The sequence below is a fragment of the Proteus sp. CD3 genome (assembly GCF_008808075.1).
GTDB classification, from domain to species: Bacteria; Pseudomonadota; Gammaproteobacteria; order Enterobacterales; family Enterobacteriaceae; genus Proteus; species Proteus appendicitidis.
On the sequence record NZ_CP019686.1, the window covers coordinates 3041601 to 3059687 of the forward strand.

The window sequence follows — 18087 nt, forward strand, 5'->3', positions numbered from 1 at the left end:
ATATCAAAATATTAGATTCATATAAATTAAATAGACTAAGCCAGTTTTTAGAATAAAAAGAGGTATAAAAATGATCTATAAAGACATTGCAAAAAGCCTAAGAGTTCAAATAAATTCTGCCGGATATCAAATTGGCGACCCACTACCCGCAGAAAAAACATTAGCGCAACAATACAACGCATCAAGAATGACAATACGTAAAGCGGTAGATTTATTAGTTATTGCAGGATTATTAGAACGAAAACATGGCTCAGGGACTTATATTAAAGAAAAAGATGTTCATCATGAAAATGCTAGCCTAAAAGGCTTTGTCGAATTAATGGCTAATACGGCTCACAACGTAAGAAGCGAAGTGATAGAGTTTAGTGTTATTCCCTGTCCTTTGTCTATTTCCAGTAAATTGCGCATAAAATCAAATGAACGTATCTTTTATTCAAGAAGAATACGTTATGTTGACAATAAACCGCTTATTGTTGAAGACAGTTATATGCCTGTAAAATATTTTAGTAATTTAACCTTAACTCATTTAGAAGGTTCTAAATTTGATTTTATTGAAAATATTTGCCAAATAAAAATAGCGGGAAGTTACGAAACTTTTCACCCAATTATGCCAGATAACAATATTTGTCAATTATTAAAAATAGAGAATAACATTCCCATATTAAGGCTCAGCACATTATCATACAGTATTCATGGTGATTATATTAATTACTCAATAATGTATAGAAATACCCAAGATTATATTGTTGAGTATCATTTAAAACGAGAACAATAATCATTAATATCAAATAAGATTAAAGCTTCATTATTAATAATTAGATTTGTTGTGATGACAGCAAAAAAAAAGCACTCCGAAGAGTGCCTTTCATTTTTATAAATGCCATTATTTCTTTTTAATCGCATTAATAATATTTGTTGTAGAAATGCCGTCTTCAAAATTCAGCACTTTTACTTCACCACCTGCAGCCCAAACTTCTTTGCTACCTGCAATGTCTTCTGGCTTATAGTCGCCACCTTTAACTAAGATATCTGGTAATACAGAGGCAATTAAGCGCTGTGGAGTATCTTCTTCAAACGCAACAACCCAATCGACGGCACCTAATGCGCCTAACACAGTCATACGCTGTTCTAATGGGTTAACAGGGCGACTTTCACCTTTTAAGCGCTTAGTAGACGCATCACTATTTACCGCAACAATAAGGCGATCACCTAATTTGCGTGCATTCGCTAAATAGCTAACGTGCCCTGCATGAAGAATATCAAAACAGCCATTTGTCATCACAATACGCTCACCGCGCTGACGCGCCAATTCGACAGCTTGTTTTAATTGTTCTTCTTCCATCATGCCAAACCCGTTGTCAGAACGACCACGAATAGCATTTTCAAGCTCTATAGGAGATACCGTTGATGTCCCTAATTTACCCACAACAACACCTGCTGCGGCGTTAGCAAGGAAACAGGCTTCAGCTAAAGGTTTACCAGCAGCTAAAGAGGTTGCTAATACGCCAATGACCGTATCACCAGCGCCTGTTACATCATAAACTTCTTGTGCTTGAGTCGGTAAATGCAATGGCGCTTCATTAGCACGAAGTAAGCTCATTCCACGCTCTGAGCGAGTGATCAGCAACGCTTCAAGATCTAAATCTCGAACTAATTGAGTCCCTTTTTCCACCAGCTCATCATCGGTTTTACAAACACCAACCACTTGTTCAAATTCAGACATATTTGGCGTTAATAGCGTCGCACCACGATAGCGTTCAAAATCTGATCCCTTAGGATCGATTAATACAGGCACACCGGCTTTTTTCGCCAGTTGGATCATTTCTTGAACATGAGAAAGCGCCCCTTTGGCATAATCGGATAAAATCAATGCACCAATAGAAGGTAATGCTTGCTGAATACGCTCATAAATAGGTTGAGGATCAACATTGCTAAACCCTTCTTCAAAATCAAGACGGATTAATTGCTGATTACGAGAAAGAACACGTAATTTAGTGATCGTTGGGTGTGTCGCAACAGAGACAAAATCACAACGCACATTGACCTGATTTAATGTATTGCTCAATGCTTTTGCAGCTTCATCAATACCTGTTAAACCCACTAAACGCGAATTAGCACCAAGAGACGCAATATTCATCGCAACGTTTGCGGCACCGCCCGGTCGCTCTTCTGTGGTATCCACTTTAACCACTGGCACTGGGGCTTCTGGCGAAATTCGACTTGTTGGGCCATACCAATAGCGGTCTAACATGACGTCACCGACAACCAACACATTGGCCTTATTAAAATCCGGCAGCGTTACTTTCATCCCATACTCCACATTTATTTTCAAAATAAGCCGAAATAATACCATAACTTGTTAGGCAAAAAGAGATACACATAAGACTTCATGCCAACAAACCATTACTCTTGTTCACCAAGCCACTTCAATTTGCTTTTTAATACGCACTCTCGCTCTGCGATAAAACAATGATTATCCACAATGGCAGGCAATGCTTGTAGCGCCAGATGATGCAATTCATTACGCAATGTGACATAAGCATGTGTTAAAGCGAGAGCTTCATCTTCATCCATCACTTGATGCTTTGCCATAAGTTCAAAAATACGCACATTATCAGACCAACGCGTTAAAGCCGGATATTGGTGAGAAAAACGCAAGACTAAATATTGCGCGATAAATTCAATATCAGTAATACCGCCAGATGAGGTTTTTAAATCAAACTTATCAGCTTGTGTTGGTGCAAGATGTCGCACCATTTTTTTACGCATATCACGTACTTCATTTTGTAACACATCAACATCACGAGAAAGACATAACGTTTCATGGCGAATACGTGAAAACATTTGTTGTAATTTATCATCGCCATAAATCATTCTAGCGCGAATTAAAGCTTGATGCTCCCAAGTCCAAGCTTCATTTTTCTGATATTCATCAAAAGCTTGAATAGTACTAACCAACATACCGGATTCCCCCGAAGGGCGTAAACGCGCATCAACTTCATATAACACACCAGAAGATGTTCTGGTACTAAACAAATGGATAATACGCTGTGCCAAACGCAGATAAAACTGGCGAGCATCAATCTGTTTTGCCCCTGTTGTCACAGTATTTATTGGACAATCTAATAAAAAGACTAAGTCCAAATCCGAGCTATATCCTAACTCCCATCCCCCCAATTTGCCGTATCCAATCACCGCAAAACCCAGCCCATCACGATGAGCTAAATGTTCAGGTTCGCCATAACGTTTCACCATATATGACCAAGCTTGATGAACAACCGCATGAATAATAGCTTCAGCTAAATAGGTTAAGTGGTCGCTAACCTTCATTACAGGCAATACACCTGTAATATCTTCAGCGGCAATACGCAATAATTGAGCTTGTTTAAATTGGCGTAAAGCTTCTAGTCGCTGCTCTTCATCTTCTTCTGGCACTCGTAATAAATATTGGCGTAGTTCATCACGATAGGCATCTAAAGGCAGGGGTTGATAGAGAGAATTGGGATCAAGTAATTCATCTAATAATAAAGGGTGAAGCGCTAATTGTTCAGCGATCATCGGAGATGCCGCACAGAGTCGTATCACATGCGTTAAAACTTCATCCGATTCTTGCATTAACTCTAAATACGTTGTGCGACTCACAATGCTTAATAGCAAAGGCGTCACACGTTGTAGCGTCACTAACGTTTGAGGTTGCTGGCAAATTTTTGCCAATAGTTTTGGCATTAAGGCATCAAGAACATCACGCCCTCTTGGCCCTATTGTTCGCTTGCCAATATCTTGGCGAAAATTCTGCAACGTCTGATTTATTGCTTCAAGCGCTTCACTGGTTAATGTTTCATGAAATAATGACGACGTTTCCGGCAGGCGACCAAGTAACCAAAGACGCTTAAATTCAGAGATATCATCTTCATCGTCGTTTTCATCTTCTTCACCAATTAATTGCGTGAAAATAACGGAAACAGCCTGCATCTTGTGGTTAATTTCTTGATAAAGCGTTTCCCAATCATCAAATCCCATTGCCAAAGTCAATCTGGCTTTATCTTCTAATGTGTCTGGCAACGTTTGGGTTTGCTGATCACCAATAGACTGCAAAAGATTTTCTAATTGGCGCAGAAAAAGATAGCTTTCAGCTAATTGTGCCGTTTCTTCTGCGGTGAGTAATTCAAGTTTCGCAATAACGTTAAGCACCGTTAATAATGAATTACTTTGAAGTTCAGGCTCTCTACCACCGCGAATTAGCTGGAAAACTTGCGTAATAAATTCAATTTCACGAATACCACCAGAGCCTAATTTTATATTATCAATCATGCCACGACGACGAACTTCGCGACTTATCATGGATTTCATATTTCTAAGTGATTGAATAACACTAAAATCAATATAACGACGATACACAAAAGGACGCAACATTTGCCGTAAAACTTGGCAATACTCTTTCTTTTCTGCACCTAAAACACGCGCTTTGATCATCGCATAGCGTTCCCAATCACGCCCTTGCTCTTGATAATAATCTTCCAGTGCTGCAAAGCTCATTACCAAAGGTCCACTTTCTCCAAAAGGACGTAATCGCATATCAACACGATAGACAAACCCATCAATGGTATGTTGATCCAGTGCCTTAATCAGCTTTTGACCTAAGCGAGTAAAAAACTGTGCATTATCTAGTTCTCGACGTCCACCTTGCGTAAATCCATTTTCAGGATAGGCAAAAATTAAATCGATATCAGAAGAAAAATTAAGTTCAAATCCACCTAGTTTTCCCATTCCTAAAATCAGTAATGGCTGAGGTTTTCCTTCATGATCACAAGGCGTTCCCCATTGTTGGCAACATTGCTGATAAAGCGTATCTCTCGCGACACAAATTAATGTTTCGGCTAAAACACTCAAATGCTTTAGCACACAAGGAATATCGCCTAATTGAAAAAATTGTAGCCATGCAATGCGCACTAATTGTTGATGACGAAATTGGCGTAAAACTCGCATAACGTCATCTTCATTATCAATATTGGCTAATTTTGCTGTCAATTGAGGCTCATAAGTCTGCCATTCCACACTCGTTGGTGGATTTTGCCTGATATCAGTCAACCATTGAGGATTAACGCGCAAATGCTCTGTTGCAAAGGGGCTAAAAGCCAAAAACTGTTGTTCTTGTTCACAAAAAGGCGCTAACGCATTCAATTGAGAAGAGAACCCACACTGCGCTTTATCCCACAATTGTTGAAATACACCGATAACAGACATAAATAGACTCTCAAGTTGTCAGGAAATTAAGCAATAGACAGTAACCACGCCATAGAAGATAACTTAAAATTCAACCATAAAACATGATAATAGTCGGTTGCTGTTGTAAATGTTAACGGCGAAATCGCATTGAGCGATTGTTCCATAGAACCAGGTAAATCAGCTTGTTTTTTGCACCAATCTGAAAATAACGCCAACATGGCAGGCATGGTAATTGTCGGTGGCGTCGGATTGGCAAAAATCGCTTCTTCTAATGCCTGTATTGCACTTAACCATTTAGTCAATTGTTGAGCCGTTGTATCACTAGGAGAAAGATTAACCACACTCAACGATAATGCAGGTTTATCTTTCGCCAAATAATAGCCTCGAGCCGCTTTACTGCGAGAAGCAAGACGTAATCCGCCCTTTTCACCTAAATAAGCCGCTAATGCGATAACATCTGATACATGACCTTTTTTGAGTTCTAACTCGAACTCTTCAATTGGCAACTCATATTGATGAGTGCGAATAGCGCCTTTATCTAACACCACTTCAATTTGACTATCTTGAAAATCCACCAGCCAGATTTCGCGATAAAAATCAGTATTAAACAGCACATCAAGTTGCGTTTCTAATAGAGTAAGATCGGTATTTTCAGGCCAGATCTCTGCGGGGAAACGGGTTAAATCTAATTTAGGTTGAGCTAATTCCACGTTATATTCTGGACGTTGATGCAAACCTGCAACGACTTTACCAGCTGTTTTAATTGTCATTTCATAACTATCATCAACACCACGAATACGCAGCCCCATATCCCAACGGCGAATTTGATTATCTGCGGTTTCAAAGTAAAGATTAGTCAGCTTTTTAGGGGCAGTGTGCTGATGAGGTAGAGTCAGAATGCGCTGAATAATGTGAGGAATAGCGGCAGGTATGGCACTCATTTTGAGTTCAGTTTCTAATTGGCTCATTCTATTTCCCTTAAGTAAATCAATTGATTAGTAAAATATTTGACGCATTTTCATTTTGCAAGTGATAGCCTAATAACAATAATGAATAAAAGGCAGATTATCCCTATATTCTACCAGTTAAGAGTGTTCTCATTCTGGTTTACTATTTGCTTACGCAAACTTTACTCTTTAGTATCAGTAAAAATATTCTCTTGTATAGATAAAAAAGTTGAAAACATAATGCGAAAATTACCCTTACTTTTTCTTTCCTTACTTGGCTTAGGCGTTTCTCTAAGCTCACACGCAGAAACTCGTTATGTTTCCGATGAACTATCCACTTATGTACACAGTGGACCAGGAAATCAGTATCGAATTGTTGGCTCTTTAAATTCTGGTTCAACCGTTACTGTACTTTCTCGTAACGCAGCAACGGGTTATGTACAGATTAAGGACGATAAAGATCGTACCGTTTGGTTACCTGAAAGCCAACTCAGCGCCCAACCAAGCATGCGTACTCGCATTCCTGCGATGGAAAAAGAGATCCAAACACTACGCGATAAACTGGCGAATATCGACCAAAGCTGGAACCAACGTACCACTGATATGCAAAATAAAGTTTCAAACAGCGATGACATTATCAATGGCTTGAAAAAAGAAAATGAACAAATGAGAACAAAGCTCGCTGTCGCAGAGAAAAAACTCGATTTTGCTAATCAACAATTAGATGATAGACAACGCGATATCATCTTACAGTGGTTTATGTATGGCGGTGGTGTTGCTGGCGCAGGTCTTGTCTTTGGTCTGATCCTTCCACATATTATTCCGCGTCGTCGTAAACGTAATGATCGTTGGATGAACTAATATCCAGTCAAAGGAACAGTGATCCCGTGAATATATACCTTGTTGGTGGCGCTGTGCGCGACCAACTGTTACAGATACCAGTAAAAGACAGAGATTGGGTTGTTGTTGGTGCAACACCTGAAATGCTGTTACAACAAGGCTATCAACAAGTAGGCAAAGATTTTCCTGTTTTTCTTCATCCAGATACTCATGAAGAATATGCCCTTGCGCGTACGGAACGAAAATCAGGCTCAGGTTACACGGGGTTCACTTGCTATGCAGCACCGGATGTCACGCTAGAAGACGATCTTGCGCGTCGTGATCTCACCATTAATGCCATTGCTTATTCTGATGATGGTAAATATGTCGATCCTTACCACGGTATAGATGATATCAATGCGAGACAACTGCGCCATGTTTCTGAGGCATTTTCAGAAGATCCGTTAAGAGTTTTGCGAGTTGCACGTTTTGCGGCACGGTTTGCGCCTTTAGGATTTAATGTTGCACCTGAAACACTGCAATTAATGAAGACAATGGCACACAGTGGCGAGTTAAATGCATTGACTGCAGAACGTGTTTGGAAAGAGACTGAAAAAGCCCTTGAGAGCCACGCGCCTCAAGTCTATTTTGAAGTTTTACGTCAATGTGGTGCTTTAAACGTTCTTTTTCCTGAAATTGATGCGTTGTTTGGTGTGCCTGCGCCTGAAAAATGGCACCCAGAAATCGACACTGGCATTCATGCCATGATGGTACTTAATATCGCCAGCCAATTAACAGACGATATTGCGGTGCGCTTTAGTGCCTTATGTCATGATCTGGGAAAAGGATTAACACCTCCTGAAAATTGGCCTCATCACCATGGACACGGCCCAGCCGGTGTTCCTTTAGTTGAAGCCTTGTGCCAGCGTTATCGCATTCCTAATCATATCCGTGATCTGGCACGCTTAACGGCAAGATTTCATGATCATATCCATCGTATTGATAGAATGCGCCCTTCTAAAATAATACGCTTATTTGATGCTATTGATGCGTGGCGAAAACCTGAACGCGTTGAGCAATTAGCTATGGTGAGTGAGGCAGATGCAAGAGGACGCAAAGGATTAGAAAATCTCGTTTACCCACAACGCGCGTTTCTTTGCCAAGCTTTCGCTATTGCAAATAATGTGGATATCAAGCCCATCATTGAAAGTGGATTAAAAGGAAGTGCAATACGAGATGCACTAACCAAGCAACGAGAAGTCGCGATTATAAAATGGAAATCGCGACTTAATCAGGATCAGCACTAATTAAGCTTTACGCTCAATAATCACACCTACGTTTGTAGCTTGTGCAACCGCTCCGGGTTTCGCTAATTTAATTTTTACTCTTGGTACAGCAAATTGCGTTATCAATAGCTGTGCCACTTCTTCGGCAACTCGTTCAACTAATTCAAAACGTCGAGTCTCAACATAGTCGATAATTGCATTGCTCACACTGGCATAATCTAAACAATGAACCACATCATCAGTTTGGGATGCGCGTTTGTTATCCCATTCCATTTCGATATCGAACACTAATTTTTGTTTTATGGTTTTTTCCCAATCATAAACACCGATTGTGGTTATTACTGATAATTGCTCAATAAATACGATATCCATCACGTCATCTCTTATTTTTTCTGCTCATCGGATACCACTTCCGATGAAATATGCGTATTATCCATACATGCCTAACGAACTTACATAAACATTGGAGAATACAAATGAGTGCTAACGCACTTGGAATGATCATCTTCGCCTACTTGTGCGGCTCAATCTCCAGCGCGATATTGATTTGCCGACTGGCAAGACTCCCTGATCCAAGAAAATTTGGCTCTGGCAATCCCGGAGCAACTAACGTCCTACGTATTGGAGGAAAGGCAGCCGCTGCAGCCGTTCTTATTTGTGACGTCCTCAAAGGGATGATCCCTGTTTGGCTCGCCTATTACTTAAATGTGCCTCCTTTTTACCTCGGCATTGTCGCAATAGCGGCTTGTCTAGGTCATATTTATCCTGTTTTTTTCCACTTTAAAGGCGGAAAAGGCGTAGCCACTGCATTTGGTGCTATCGCTGCCATTGGTTGGGATTTAAGTGGGCTTATCGCAGGAACGTGGTTACTCACCGTCTTACTGAGTGGCTATTCATCGCTTGGTGCGATTATCAGCGCACTGCTTGCCCCTTTTTATGTTTGGTGGTTTAAACCAGAATTCACTTATCCCGTTGCTTTATTATCATGTCTGGTACTTTACCGTCATCACGACAATATTCAACGTTTATGGCGTGGTCAAGAGAGCCGAATCTGGCATAAATTAAAGAAAAAGACTGAAAAAACAGAAAAAGAGATTATTCAAGAAGCTAAAGAGCAAGAAAAAGAAGATTAATCTCACCAAATCGTAAAGATAGGATGGATAAAAAAGCCACTTTTCAGTGGCTTTTCTTTTACTACTGACGTACTGACGCGCTACTTATTTTCAAGTGCTGGCAACTCAGCTAAAGGCCAACGCGGTCTTACTGTTACGCTTAATGGACCTTCTGTACCGCCTTTAAAGCGGATCATTCCCGCTAGTGCAATCATTGCACCATTATCAGTACACAATTCTGGGCGCGCATAAAAAACTTCGCCACCTAATTGCTTCATTACGGTTTCCATTTTTGCGCGTAATGTACGATTAGCACTTACACCACCTGCCATCACTAAACGTTTAAAGCCCGTTTGTTCTAAAGCTCTACGACATTTTATCGCAAGCGTATCAACAACCGCATCTTCAAATGCCCGTGCAATATCAGCGCGAGTTTGGTCTGAATCATCATTTTGACGAATAGTATTAGCCGCAAAGGTTTTTAACCCCGAGAAACTAAAATCAAGTCCTGGTCTATCTGTCATTGGGCGAGGAAAGACAAAGCGACCTTCTGTGCCTTGTTGCGCCATTTTCGATAAAACTGGGCCGCCAGGGTAATCTAATCCCAACAGTTTTGCTGTTTTATCAAAAGCTTCACCAGCAGCATCATCAATAGATTCACCTAATAAGGTGTATTCGCCAATTCCTGTTACGCTAATTAACTGTGTATGCCCACCAGAAACCAAAAGTGCCACAAATGGAAACTCTGGTGTTTTCTCTTCAAGCATTGGTGCCAATAAATGACCTTCCATATGATGAACAGGAATAGCGGGAACATCCCACGCAAAAGCCAATGAGCGTCCAATGGTTGCGCCTACAAGTAGCGCACCAACAAGACCGGGGCCAGCAGTATAAGCAACCGCATCAATATCTTGTGCTGTAAGATTTGCTTCTTTCAGTGCCGCTTGAATAAGCGGTACTGTTTTACGGATATGATCCCGTGAAGCAAGTTCAGGAACTACTCCACCATAATCGGCGTGCAGTTTAATCTGACTATAAAGTTGATTCGCTAATAGACCGGCTTTATCATCGTAAATTGCGATACCGGTTTCATCGCAAGATGTTTCAATACCTAAAACTCGCATGACGCTTCCAAATTCTTCTTCGCTAACTCGCGTAATGAATCGATTGTATCATTATTTCGGTGATTTTATACGCCTTCGCAACATCTTTTACATACCAGCATGTGACAAATTCCTTTTTCTGGTCTATAATTATTCACCTATTTTAAGTGATTTAAATGTGTGGTTAGCGACTTTCGCTTTTTGTGTACTCCCAAAAAAGACACAAAAGTGAGAGTTTGCGTTTCAATTTTGTGCATCTCTTTACAAAGTGCCCTGCTTTGAAGTAAAATTCCGCACCATTTTAAATGTCGGCTGGCTTAAATAATGCCAGCGCAAACCGATTTCTATTGAGGTGAGAGGCACATGCCGGTAATCAAAGTACGTGAAAACGAGCCATTTGACGTTGCTCTTCGTCGTTTCAAACGCTCTTGTGAAAAAGCAGGCGTATTAGCAGAAGTTCGTCGTCGTGAGTTTTATGAAAAACCAACGACTGAACGTAAACGCGCTAAAGCATCAGCAGTAAAACGTCACGCTAAAAAATTAGCTCGCGAAAACGCACGTCGTACTCGTCTGTACTAATATTTTGCGGCTTGTACCGCAACGTATGCAGACACTGTAGTCGCAGTTAAAGGCCGTGCTTTCTTCTGAGAGCGCGGCTTATTCTCGTTCAACAACAGACGTAAAAGGGCTTATGGCTGGACGAATTCCACGTTCATTTATCAATGATTTGCTAGCTCGAACCGATATCATCGATCTTATCGACGCTCGCGTGCCGTTAAAAAAACAAGGCAAAAATCATTCAGCGTGTTGTCCGTTTCATAATGAAAAAACGCCCTCTTTCACAGTAAATAGCGACAAACAGTTTTACCACTGTTTTGGTTGCGGCGCGCATGGCAATGCTATTGATTTTTTGATGAATTACGACAGGCTCGATTTTGTCGAAACCATTGAAGAGTTAGCAGCAATGCATGGGTTAGAAGTTCCTTATGAATCAGGAACAAGCAGTAGCCCTATTGAACGACATATAAGACAAAATCTCTATCAAGTGATGGAGAAATTGAATCAGTATTATAGTAGCGCTCTCAATAAACCTGATGCACAGGAAGCAAGAAACTACCTTGCGCATCGTGGGCTTAGTGAAGATATTATTACCCGTTTTTCTATTGGATTTGTACCAGCAGGTTGGGATAACGCCCTAAAACGTTTTGGTCAAAGTGCCGATAATAAAGCCTTACTTCTTGAAGCGGGTATGGTAATAACTAACGATAATGGTCGTACTTATGATCGTTTTCGCCAACGAGTCATGTTTCCTATCCGAGATAGACGTGGTCGTGTTATTGCCTTTGGTGGACGTGTTTTAGGTGATGATTTACCTAAATACTTAAACTCACCAGAAACAGAGATATTCCATAAAGGACGTCAACTTTACGGGCTTTATGAAGCACAACAATCTAATAATAACGTCACAAAGCTATTAGTTGTTGAAGGTTATATGGATGTTGTGGCATTAGCGCAGTTTGGTATTGATTATGCCGTTGCCTCATTAGGAACTTCCACCACAGCAGAACATATCCAGTTGCTCTTTCGGACAACGGATAACATTATTTGCTGCTATGATGGAGACAGAGCTGGACGTGATGCCGCATGGCGAGCATTAGAAACCGCCCTTCCTTTTTTAAATGATGGTCGCTCTTTACGTTTTATGTTTTTACCCGAAAGTGATGATCCTGATTCATTGGTTCGTCGTGAAGGTAAAGAAGCTTTTGAAAAGCGTATGGAACAAGCACATTCATTATCAGAATTTTTATTTGATTCACTCGTTCCTCAAGTGGATCTAAGTACTCAAGAAGGCAATGGTAAGCTATATAGTTTAGCCCGACCATTAATAGATAAGATCCCAAGTGAAACTTTGCGTCTATATTTATTAAGAGAGCTTGGAAGCTTAACGGGAAATCCCGATATTGAGCAAATGGATCGTTTATTTGGTAGAACGCCGGTTAATCACGAGTTATCGTATCAACCGACAAAATTACGCACAACGCCGATGCGTATATTGATTGCCCTATTGATACAAAACCCAGAGTTCTCTAAATTAGTGCCCCCTCTCGAGGGATTAAGTACAGAAAAAATTGCAGGTCTATCACTTTTTATTGAATTAGTTTCTGTTTGCCAAGCACAACCTGGCCTGAATACAGGACAGATTATCGAACTCTATAGAGAGAATAAATTCGGTAAACAGCTTGAAAAATTGGCAATGTGGAACGATATAGATATAGATGAGATTGCAGAGAAAACCTTTACAGATACGTTAGATCATCTTTTTTTAACCGCAATGGATGAACGTTTAAACGCGCTTATTGCGAAAGAGAGAACAGAAGGTCTAACGCAAGATGAACGCGAAGAAGTCCAATTGATAATACAGGCACGCGTTAAAAAGTAAACACAGAATTAAGATTAAAAACACGGCTTAATTGCCGCTATCGGTAGGTACTAAAAACCTACATTTGCTACGCTGAGGGGACCGTAGCAATCGACAATGAAAATGCCCCTCCGTAGTTATTGTTGGCTGAACAGTTATCGCCGACCGACACCAACCCAAATTACTTTGAAGTGTGGATACCGTCTTATGGAGCAAAACCCGCAGTCACAGCTGAAGCTACTTGTTACTAAAGGTAAGGAGCAAGGCTACCTGACCTATGCTGAGGTCAATGACCATCTGCCGGAAGATATCGTCGATTCAGATCAAATCGAAGACATCATCCAGATGATTAACGACATGGGCATTCAGGTTATGGAAGAAGCACCTGATGCCGATGATCTGATGCTGGCAGAAAATTCAAATGATACTGATGATGATGCTGCAGAAGCCGCAGCTCAGGTGCTTTCTAGTGTAGAATCTGAGATTGGCCGTACAACCGACCCTGTGCGTATGTATATGCGCGAAATGGGTACCGTTGAACTGCTCACCCGGGAAGGTGAAATTGATATCGCAAAACGCATTGAAGATGGTATTAACCAAGTTCAATGTTCTGTTGCAGAATATCCTGAAGCAATTACATATCTTCTTGAACAGTATGATCGTGTTGAAGCTGGCGAAGCACGTCTTTCAGACTTAATTACTGCGTTTATTGACCCTAATGCCGAAGAAATGGCAGAAAGTGAAGATGTCAATTTAGGCAAAGAAGATGATGAAGTTGCCGATGACGCTGAAGACGAAGATGACGATGAAGACGAAGATGGCGACAATGACAGCGATAGCGATGACGATAACAGCATCGATCCTGAATTAGCGCGCCAGAAGTTTACTGAGCTTCGTGAGCAATACGAAAAAACTCGCCAAACTATCAAGGCGAAAGGTCGTAACCACAAAGATACAGAGCTTGAAATCTTATTGTTATCTGAAATTTTCAAACAGTTCCGTTTAGTACCGAAACAGTTTGATTATTTAGTTAACAACATGCGTGACATGATGGACAGAGTTCGTGCTCAAGAGCGCCACATCATGCGTCTTTGTGTTGATCAAGTTAAGATGCCAAAGAAAAACTTCATTACGCTGTTTACAGGTAACGAAACCAATGACACATGGTTCACTGCTGCTCGTGCAATGAATAAGCCTTGGTCTGAAAAGCTGGCAGGTATTGAAGAAGAAGTACAACGCAGTCTACAAAAACTGCAACAAATTGAAGTTGAAACTGGACTGACAATCGAACAGGTTAAAGATATTAACCGTCGTATGTCTATCGGTGAAGCAAAAGCACGTCGTGCGAAAAAAGAGATGGTCGAAGCGAACTTACGTCTCGTTATCTCTATCGCGAAAAAATATACCAACCGTGGCTTACAGTTCCTTGACCTCATTCAGGAAGGGAATATCGGTCTGATGAAAGCGGTTGATAAATTTGAATACCGTCGTGGTTATAAATTCTCAACTTATGCAACATGGTGGATCCGTCAGGCAATTACTCGTTCAATCGCGGATCAGGCGCGTACAATTCGTATCCCTGTTCACATGATCGAAACGATTAATAAACTGAACCGTATCTCGCGTCAAATGTTGCAAGAGATGGGACGAGAGCCTTCACCAGAAGAGCTTGCAGAACGCATGCTGATGCCTGAAGATAAAATCCGTAAGGTACTGAAAATCGCTAAAGAACCAATCTCCATGGAAACACCAATCGGTGACGATGAAGATTCACATTTAGGTGATTTTATCGAGGATACTACTCTCGAATTACCACTGGATTCTGCAACATCAGAAAGCTTACGTTCAGCAACTCACGAAGTGTTAGCAGGTTTAACATTACGTGAAGCGAAAGTCCTGCGTATGCGTTTTGGTATCGATATGAATACCGACCATACCTTGGAAGAAGTGGGTAAACAGTTTGATGTTACCCGTGAACGTATTCGTCAGATTGAAGCGAAGGCTCTGCGTAAATTACGCCACCCAAGCCGTTCTGAAGTGTTACGTAGCTTCCTTGATGAGTAATCAACTTACTTTTCAATAAAAGTTATAATAAACGCCTGTGATATCACAGGCGTTTTTTTATGGGATTTCGATACGGTATCAACAATCTATCTAATCTAGGATAGATTTCACCTACACATATTTATAAAAAATAGCCTTATTATTTATATTATTGCACCTGTGCGTAAGCTTACCTATAAATCGTTACGCTATGTTATTGATATCACAGTTATTCTCTGTTTTATTTTTTTATTGTTTAGATTGAACAGAATTTGCGCATACAGTCATTCAAAGGCTAGACCTCGTGCCAAATGGCACGTATAATCACACTCCATTAAGGCCCCTTAGCTCAGTTGGTTAGAGCAGGCGACTCATAATCGCTTGGTCACTGGTTCAAGTCCAGTAGGGGCCACCAAATTTTAGCTGTTAAATCAGCACATTAAGCCACTTCTTAGCAAGTGGCTTTTTTGTTTCTACAAGCCATTGCCCCATTTTTGCCCATCAAATATTTTTAACTACGTTAATATTTATAGAATCGCTATATTAAAACTCGTTAAATCACAAAAAATAGTTCCCAGAAAAACATAACATATTCTATTTCTATTTATTTACATTAGATAAAATCCCCAAAACACTTTCATTCTGTAAATATTATTTTTCCATTGCAACATGTTAAAAAAACATATTTTATAAACGCACCAACTCGGTATATTTAAATCGCCTCCATTACTTTGATGTACATATTTGATCCACATTAAACATCAATTATTGATCTAATGGAATGGAATGGAATGCACTGCAATTACATACAAATACTGCAAATAAATATCGAGGTTATAAATGAAAAAATTACTAATTATTAGTCTTCTTTCCTTTTCAGCATTTTCTCATGCCGGTACTGATTTTGAAGGTTACTGCAAAGAATTAAATGGAAGCGTAAAAAATGGCAAAATTTCCAGCTTCTCCGTTGTGACTAATAGTTATAATAATGGAAAAAAGCCAGTGTTAGCAGCCAATATAAAATTTACCCCTGAAACTGGTGGCTCATATCATTATGGCATTATGTACAATGCAACAACACTTTACGATATCGCTAAGGTTTCATTTCTGACACAGACAGATATAGCCGTATGTGTTGGGGAGGAAAAGACTTTTCCTGGTAAAGATGCCTTATATATGATTGGATTATCAAAACATTAATTATCCCAAAATAAAAAATTATGGCTAAATAAAAAAGAGAAATAACATGGCACTCTAAAGCTTTTATAAAAGAATAAGAGGTTATAATGAAAAAAATAATTTTAATTATATTATTTATTTTATTTAATATACAACTATCATATGCAAGACCTGTCAGTAAAGTGTACCGAGCAGATTCAAGGCCACCCGAGGAGGTATTTAAAAAAGGATTTGTCGCTTGGGGAAATAATATCAATTTCCATTCCCATGTAAACGGTGTTTCAGGGCGAAGAGGAAGTAAAGACTCTGCATTTATTCCGACAACATCAAGTTTTAAATCAAGTGAAAAATTCGCAAAAGATTTACTTAATGTCTCAAACGATAATAAATCTTATATTTATAAAATAAGAGCAACAAATAATTTTTATTCTGCACTTGATACTGTTTATTATTATCATGATAAAATTAAAGAACGTGTTAGTGATATGCTAAGAGCAGTATTAACTGAAGAGCAAGAATATTCTGCATATATAAATATTCCAAATCAATTAATAGAACTTGTCACTATTTACACTAAAGAAGGTAGTGAGATCCTTGAAGAAACAATGGTAAATCCTCATTATTCACCAGAAGAAACACATTCCTCTGATGAACCCTATAAAGGTTATAACCCATTAAAGATAGATAATTTACCTCATCTAGTGATGGGATTATCCCTGACTAATATAAACAATGAGTTAGCAGAAGCATCCGCAGTGTTACCTTCATCTTCATTCACTTGGGGTTCTGTACTAAGTACAGTTATGGAGGTGGCTGAAGCATTATGATTAATAAATCAAATCAACTATGCCTGTATTATTACATTAACGATACTCATGTTTAAGAATATAAATTTATCTTTCTGGTTCATATAGGTATATATGAATCAGAATTTTCATACTTATTAATTTTTTAATAGAATTAATTGGCTTATTACTTCTTTTATTGAGATAATATTCTCACAATTCAAATCTTGTCTTATATAATTACTATTATGGTTATACGTCCTAATCAACACTGGTTTTTTCGGTTATTTGATTGGCATGGTTCTGTGCTTTCAAAAATAATCTTTCGTTTATGTCTTAATGTTATCATGTCAATTATCGCCATTTTGATTTATCAATGGTATGAACAATTAGGCATACACTTAACAGTTGCTCCTTTTAGTTTATTAGGTATTGCTATCGCGATATTTCTTGGTTTCAGAAATAATGCAAGCTATAGCCGACTTGTGGAAGCTAGAACTCTATGGGGTAATATGTTAATTACCCATCGTAATATATTAAGAAATATAAAAGCATTATTACCTGAAGATAAACAATTTAATCGAGACTTTTCTAATCTACTCATTGCGTTTAGTTGGAGCTTAAAACACGAGTTAAGAAAAACAGATCCAATGGTTGATCTTTACCGCTTATTACCTCGAACTTTATTTAATGAAATAATGAATAGCCCTTATCCCACTAATCGTATTTTATTACATATCGGTTTAAAAATAGGCGAACTGAGAGATGACAAAATGATAAGTGACGTTATCTTTCAATCAATTAATAAAGATATTAATAATTTATCTGATGTACTCGGAGGTTGCGAACGGATCTCAAATACCCCAGTTCCATTTGCTTACACTCTGATATTGCAACGCACTGTTTATTTATTTTGTGCATTACTGCCTTTTGCGTTGGTAGCAGATCTCCATTATATGACGCCATTTGTATCAGTGTTTATTTCTTATACTTTTTTATCTTGGGATTCATTAGCTGAAGAATTAGAAGATCCTTTTGGGATATCTGCAAATGACTTACCCTTAAATGCTATTTGTAATACAATTGAAAGAAACTTATTAGAGATGCAAGATATTACGCCATTACCAATAACAGTAAGACCAGATAAACATTATAATTTATTGTGATT

15 protein-coding genes and 1 tRNA gene are annotated in these 18087 nt (G+C 39.2%); 11 read left to right on the forward strand and 5 right to left on the reverse strand.

All coding sequences use genetic code 11. From position 1 onward, the window contains the following. Window positions 1-70 precede the first annotated feature (70 nt). On the forward strand, window positions 71-775 hold the full coding sequence (locus tag BTA34_RS13610) for a GntR family transcriptional regulator (RefSeq protein ID WP_151436027.1): 705 nt from the start codon (window positions 71-73) through the stop codon (window positions 773-775). Window positions 776-883: 108 nt separating this feature from the next. Here BTA34_RS13610 and hldE read toward each other — a convergent pair whose 3' ends face one another. The 3 genes from hldE to BTA34_RS13625 all read right to left on the reverse strand — a co-directional run bounded on the left by hldE (window position 884) and on the right by BTA34_RS13625 (window position 6194). Then, complete coding sequence (gene hldE / locus BTA34_RS13615; protein WP_151436028.1) at window positions 884-2308, reverse strand: bifunctional D-glycero-beta-D-manno-heptose-7-phosphate kinase/D-glycero-beta-D-manno-heptose 1-phosphate adenylyltransferase HldE; 1425 nt, start codon at window positions 2306-2308, stop codon at window positions 884-886. A 95-nt stretch (window positions 2309-2403) separates the two neighbouring features. After that, window positions 2404-5244: a bifunctional [glutamate--ammonia ligase]-adenylyl-L-tyrosine phosphorylase/[glutamate--ammonia-ligase] adenylyltransferase gene (glnE, locus tag BTA34_RS13620; RefSeq protein WP_151436029.1), complete on the reverse strand. Its 2841-nt coding sequence runs from the start codon at window positions 5242-5244 to the stop codon at window positions 2404-2406. Window positions 5245-5270: 26 nt separating this feature from the next. Further along, window positions 5271-6194 carry an inorganic triphosphatase gene (locus tag BTA34_RS13625; protein WP_151436030.1) on the reverse strand — a complete coding sequence of 308 codons (924 nt, stop codon included), beginning with the start codon at window positions 6192-6194 and terminating at the stop codon, window positions 5271-5273. 219 nt (window positions 6195-6413) lie between these two features. Here BTA34_RS13625 and BTA34_RS13630 point away from each other — a divergent pair, with 219 nt between their 5' ends. Both BTA34_RS13630 and BTA34_RS13635 read left to right on the forward strand, forming a co-directional pair. Further along, window positions 6414-7034, forward strand: a complete 621-nt coding sequence (locus BTA34_RS13630; RefSeq protein ID WP_100158810.1) for a TIGR04211 family SH3 domain-containing protein — start codon at window positions 6414-6416, stop codon at window positions 7032-7034. Window positions 7035-7060: 26 nt separating this feature from the next. Beyond that, the gene (locus BTA34_RS13635) at window positions 7061-8299 is read left to right on the forward strand and encodes a multifunctional CCA addition/repair protein (RefSeq protein WP_151436031.1); all 1239 of its coding nucleotides are present in this window, start codon (window positions 7061-7063) and stop codon (window positions 8297-8299) included. Here the strand turns inward: BTA34_RS13635 and folB are convergent, their stop codons facing one another. Next, complete coding sequence (gene folB, locus BTA34_RS13640) at window positions 8300-8650, reverse strand: bifunctional dihydroneopterin aldolase/7,8-dihydroneopterin epimerase (RefSeq protein ID WP_099074474.1); 351 nt, start codon at window positions 8648-8650, stop codon at window positions 8300-8302. Window positions 8651-8754: 104 nt separating this feature from the next. Here folB and plsY point away from each other — a divergent pair, with 104 nt between their 5' ends. After that, window positions 8755-9411 (forward strand): glycerol-3-phosphate 1-O-acyltransferase PlsY, encoded by a 657-nt coding sequence (gene plsY / locus BTA34_RS13645; protein ID WP_023582777.1) that lies wholly within the window; start codon window positions 8755-8757, stop codon window positions 9409-9411. Between the two features lie 80 nt (window positions 9412-9491). On the opposite strand, the gene tsaD is transcribed toward plsY, so the two are convergent. Beyond that, complete coding sequence (gene tsaD, locus BTA34_RS13650) at window positions 9492-10514, reverse strand: tRNA (adenosine(37)-N6)-threonylcarbamoyltransferase complex transferase subunit TsaD (protein ID WP_098941951.1); 1023 nt, start codon at window positions 10512-10514, stop codon at window positions 9492-9494. Window positions 10515-10856: 342 nt separating this feature from the next. Between tsaD and rpsU the strand changes: the two genes are divergently transcribed. The 7 genes from rpsU to BTA34_RS13685 all read left to right on the forward strand — a co-directional run bounded on the left by rpsU (window position 10857) and on the right by BTA34_RS13685 (window position 18085). Beyond that, window positions 10857-11072 carry a 30S ribosomal protein S21 gene (gene rpsU, locus BTA34_RS13655; RefSeq protein ID WP_001144069.1) on the forward strand — a complete coding sequence of 72 codons (216 nt, stop codon included), beginning with the start codon at window positions 10857-10859 and terminating at the stop codon, window positions 11070-11072. A gap of 112 nt (window positions 11073-11184) precedes the next feature. Then, window positions 11185-12933 carry a DNA primase gene (dnaG, locus tag BTA34_RS13660; protein WP_151436777.1) on the forward strand — a complete coding sequence of 583 codons (1749 nt, stop codon included), beginning with the start codon at window positions 11185-11187 and terminating at the stop codon, window positions 12931-12933. Between the two features lie 186 nt (window positions 12934-13119). Then, the gene (gene rpoD, locus BTA34_RS13665; RefSeq protein ID WP_151436778.1) at window positions 13120-14976 is read left to right on the forward strand and encodes an RNA polymerase sigma factor RpoD; all 1857 of its coding nucleotides are present in this window, start codon (window positions 13120-13122) and stop codon (window positions 14974-14976) included. 317 nt (window positions 14977-15293) lie between these two features. Next, a tRNA-Ile gene (locus BTA34_RS13670) sits at window positions 15294-15370 on the forward strand. Between the two features lie 425 nt (window positions 15371-15795). Next, complete coding sequence (locus BTA34_RS13675; protein ID WP_151436032.1) at window positions 15796-16155, forward strand: hypothetical protein; 360 nt, start codon at window positions 15796-15798, stop codon at window positions 16153-16155. Between the two features lie 86 nt (window positions 16156-16241). Next, window positions 16242-16961, forward strand: coding sequence for an enterotoxin A family protein (locus tag BTA34_RS13680; RefSeq protein ID WP_151436033.1), 720 nt, complete (start codon window positions 16242-16244; stop codon window positions 16959-16961). A gap of 206 nt (window positions 16962-17167) precedes the next feature. Continuing rightward, the gene (locus BTA34_RS13685; RefSeq protein ID WP_151436034.1) at window positions 17168-18085 is read left to right on the forward strand and encodes a bestrophin family protein; all 918 of its coding nucleotides are present in this window, start codon (window positions 17168-17170) and stop codon (window positions 18083-18085) included. Window positions 18086-18087: the final 2 nt, after the last annotated feature.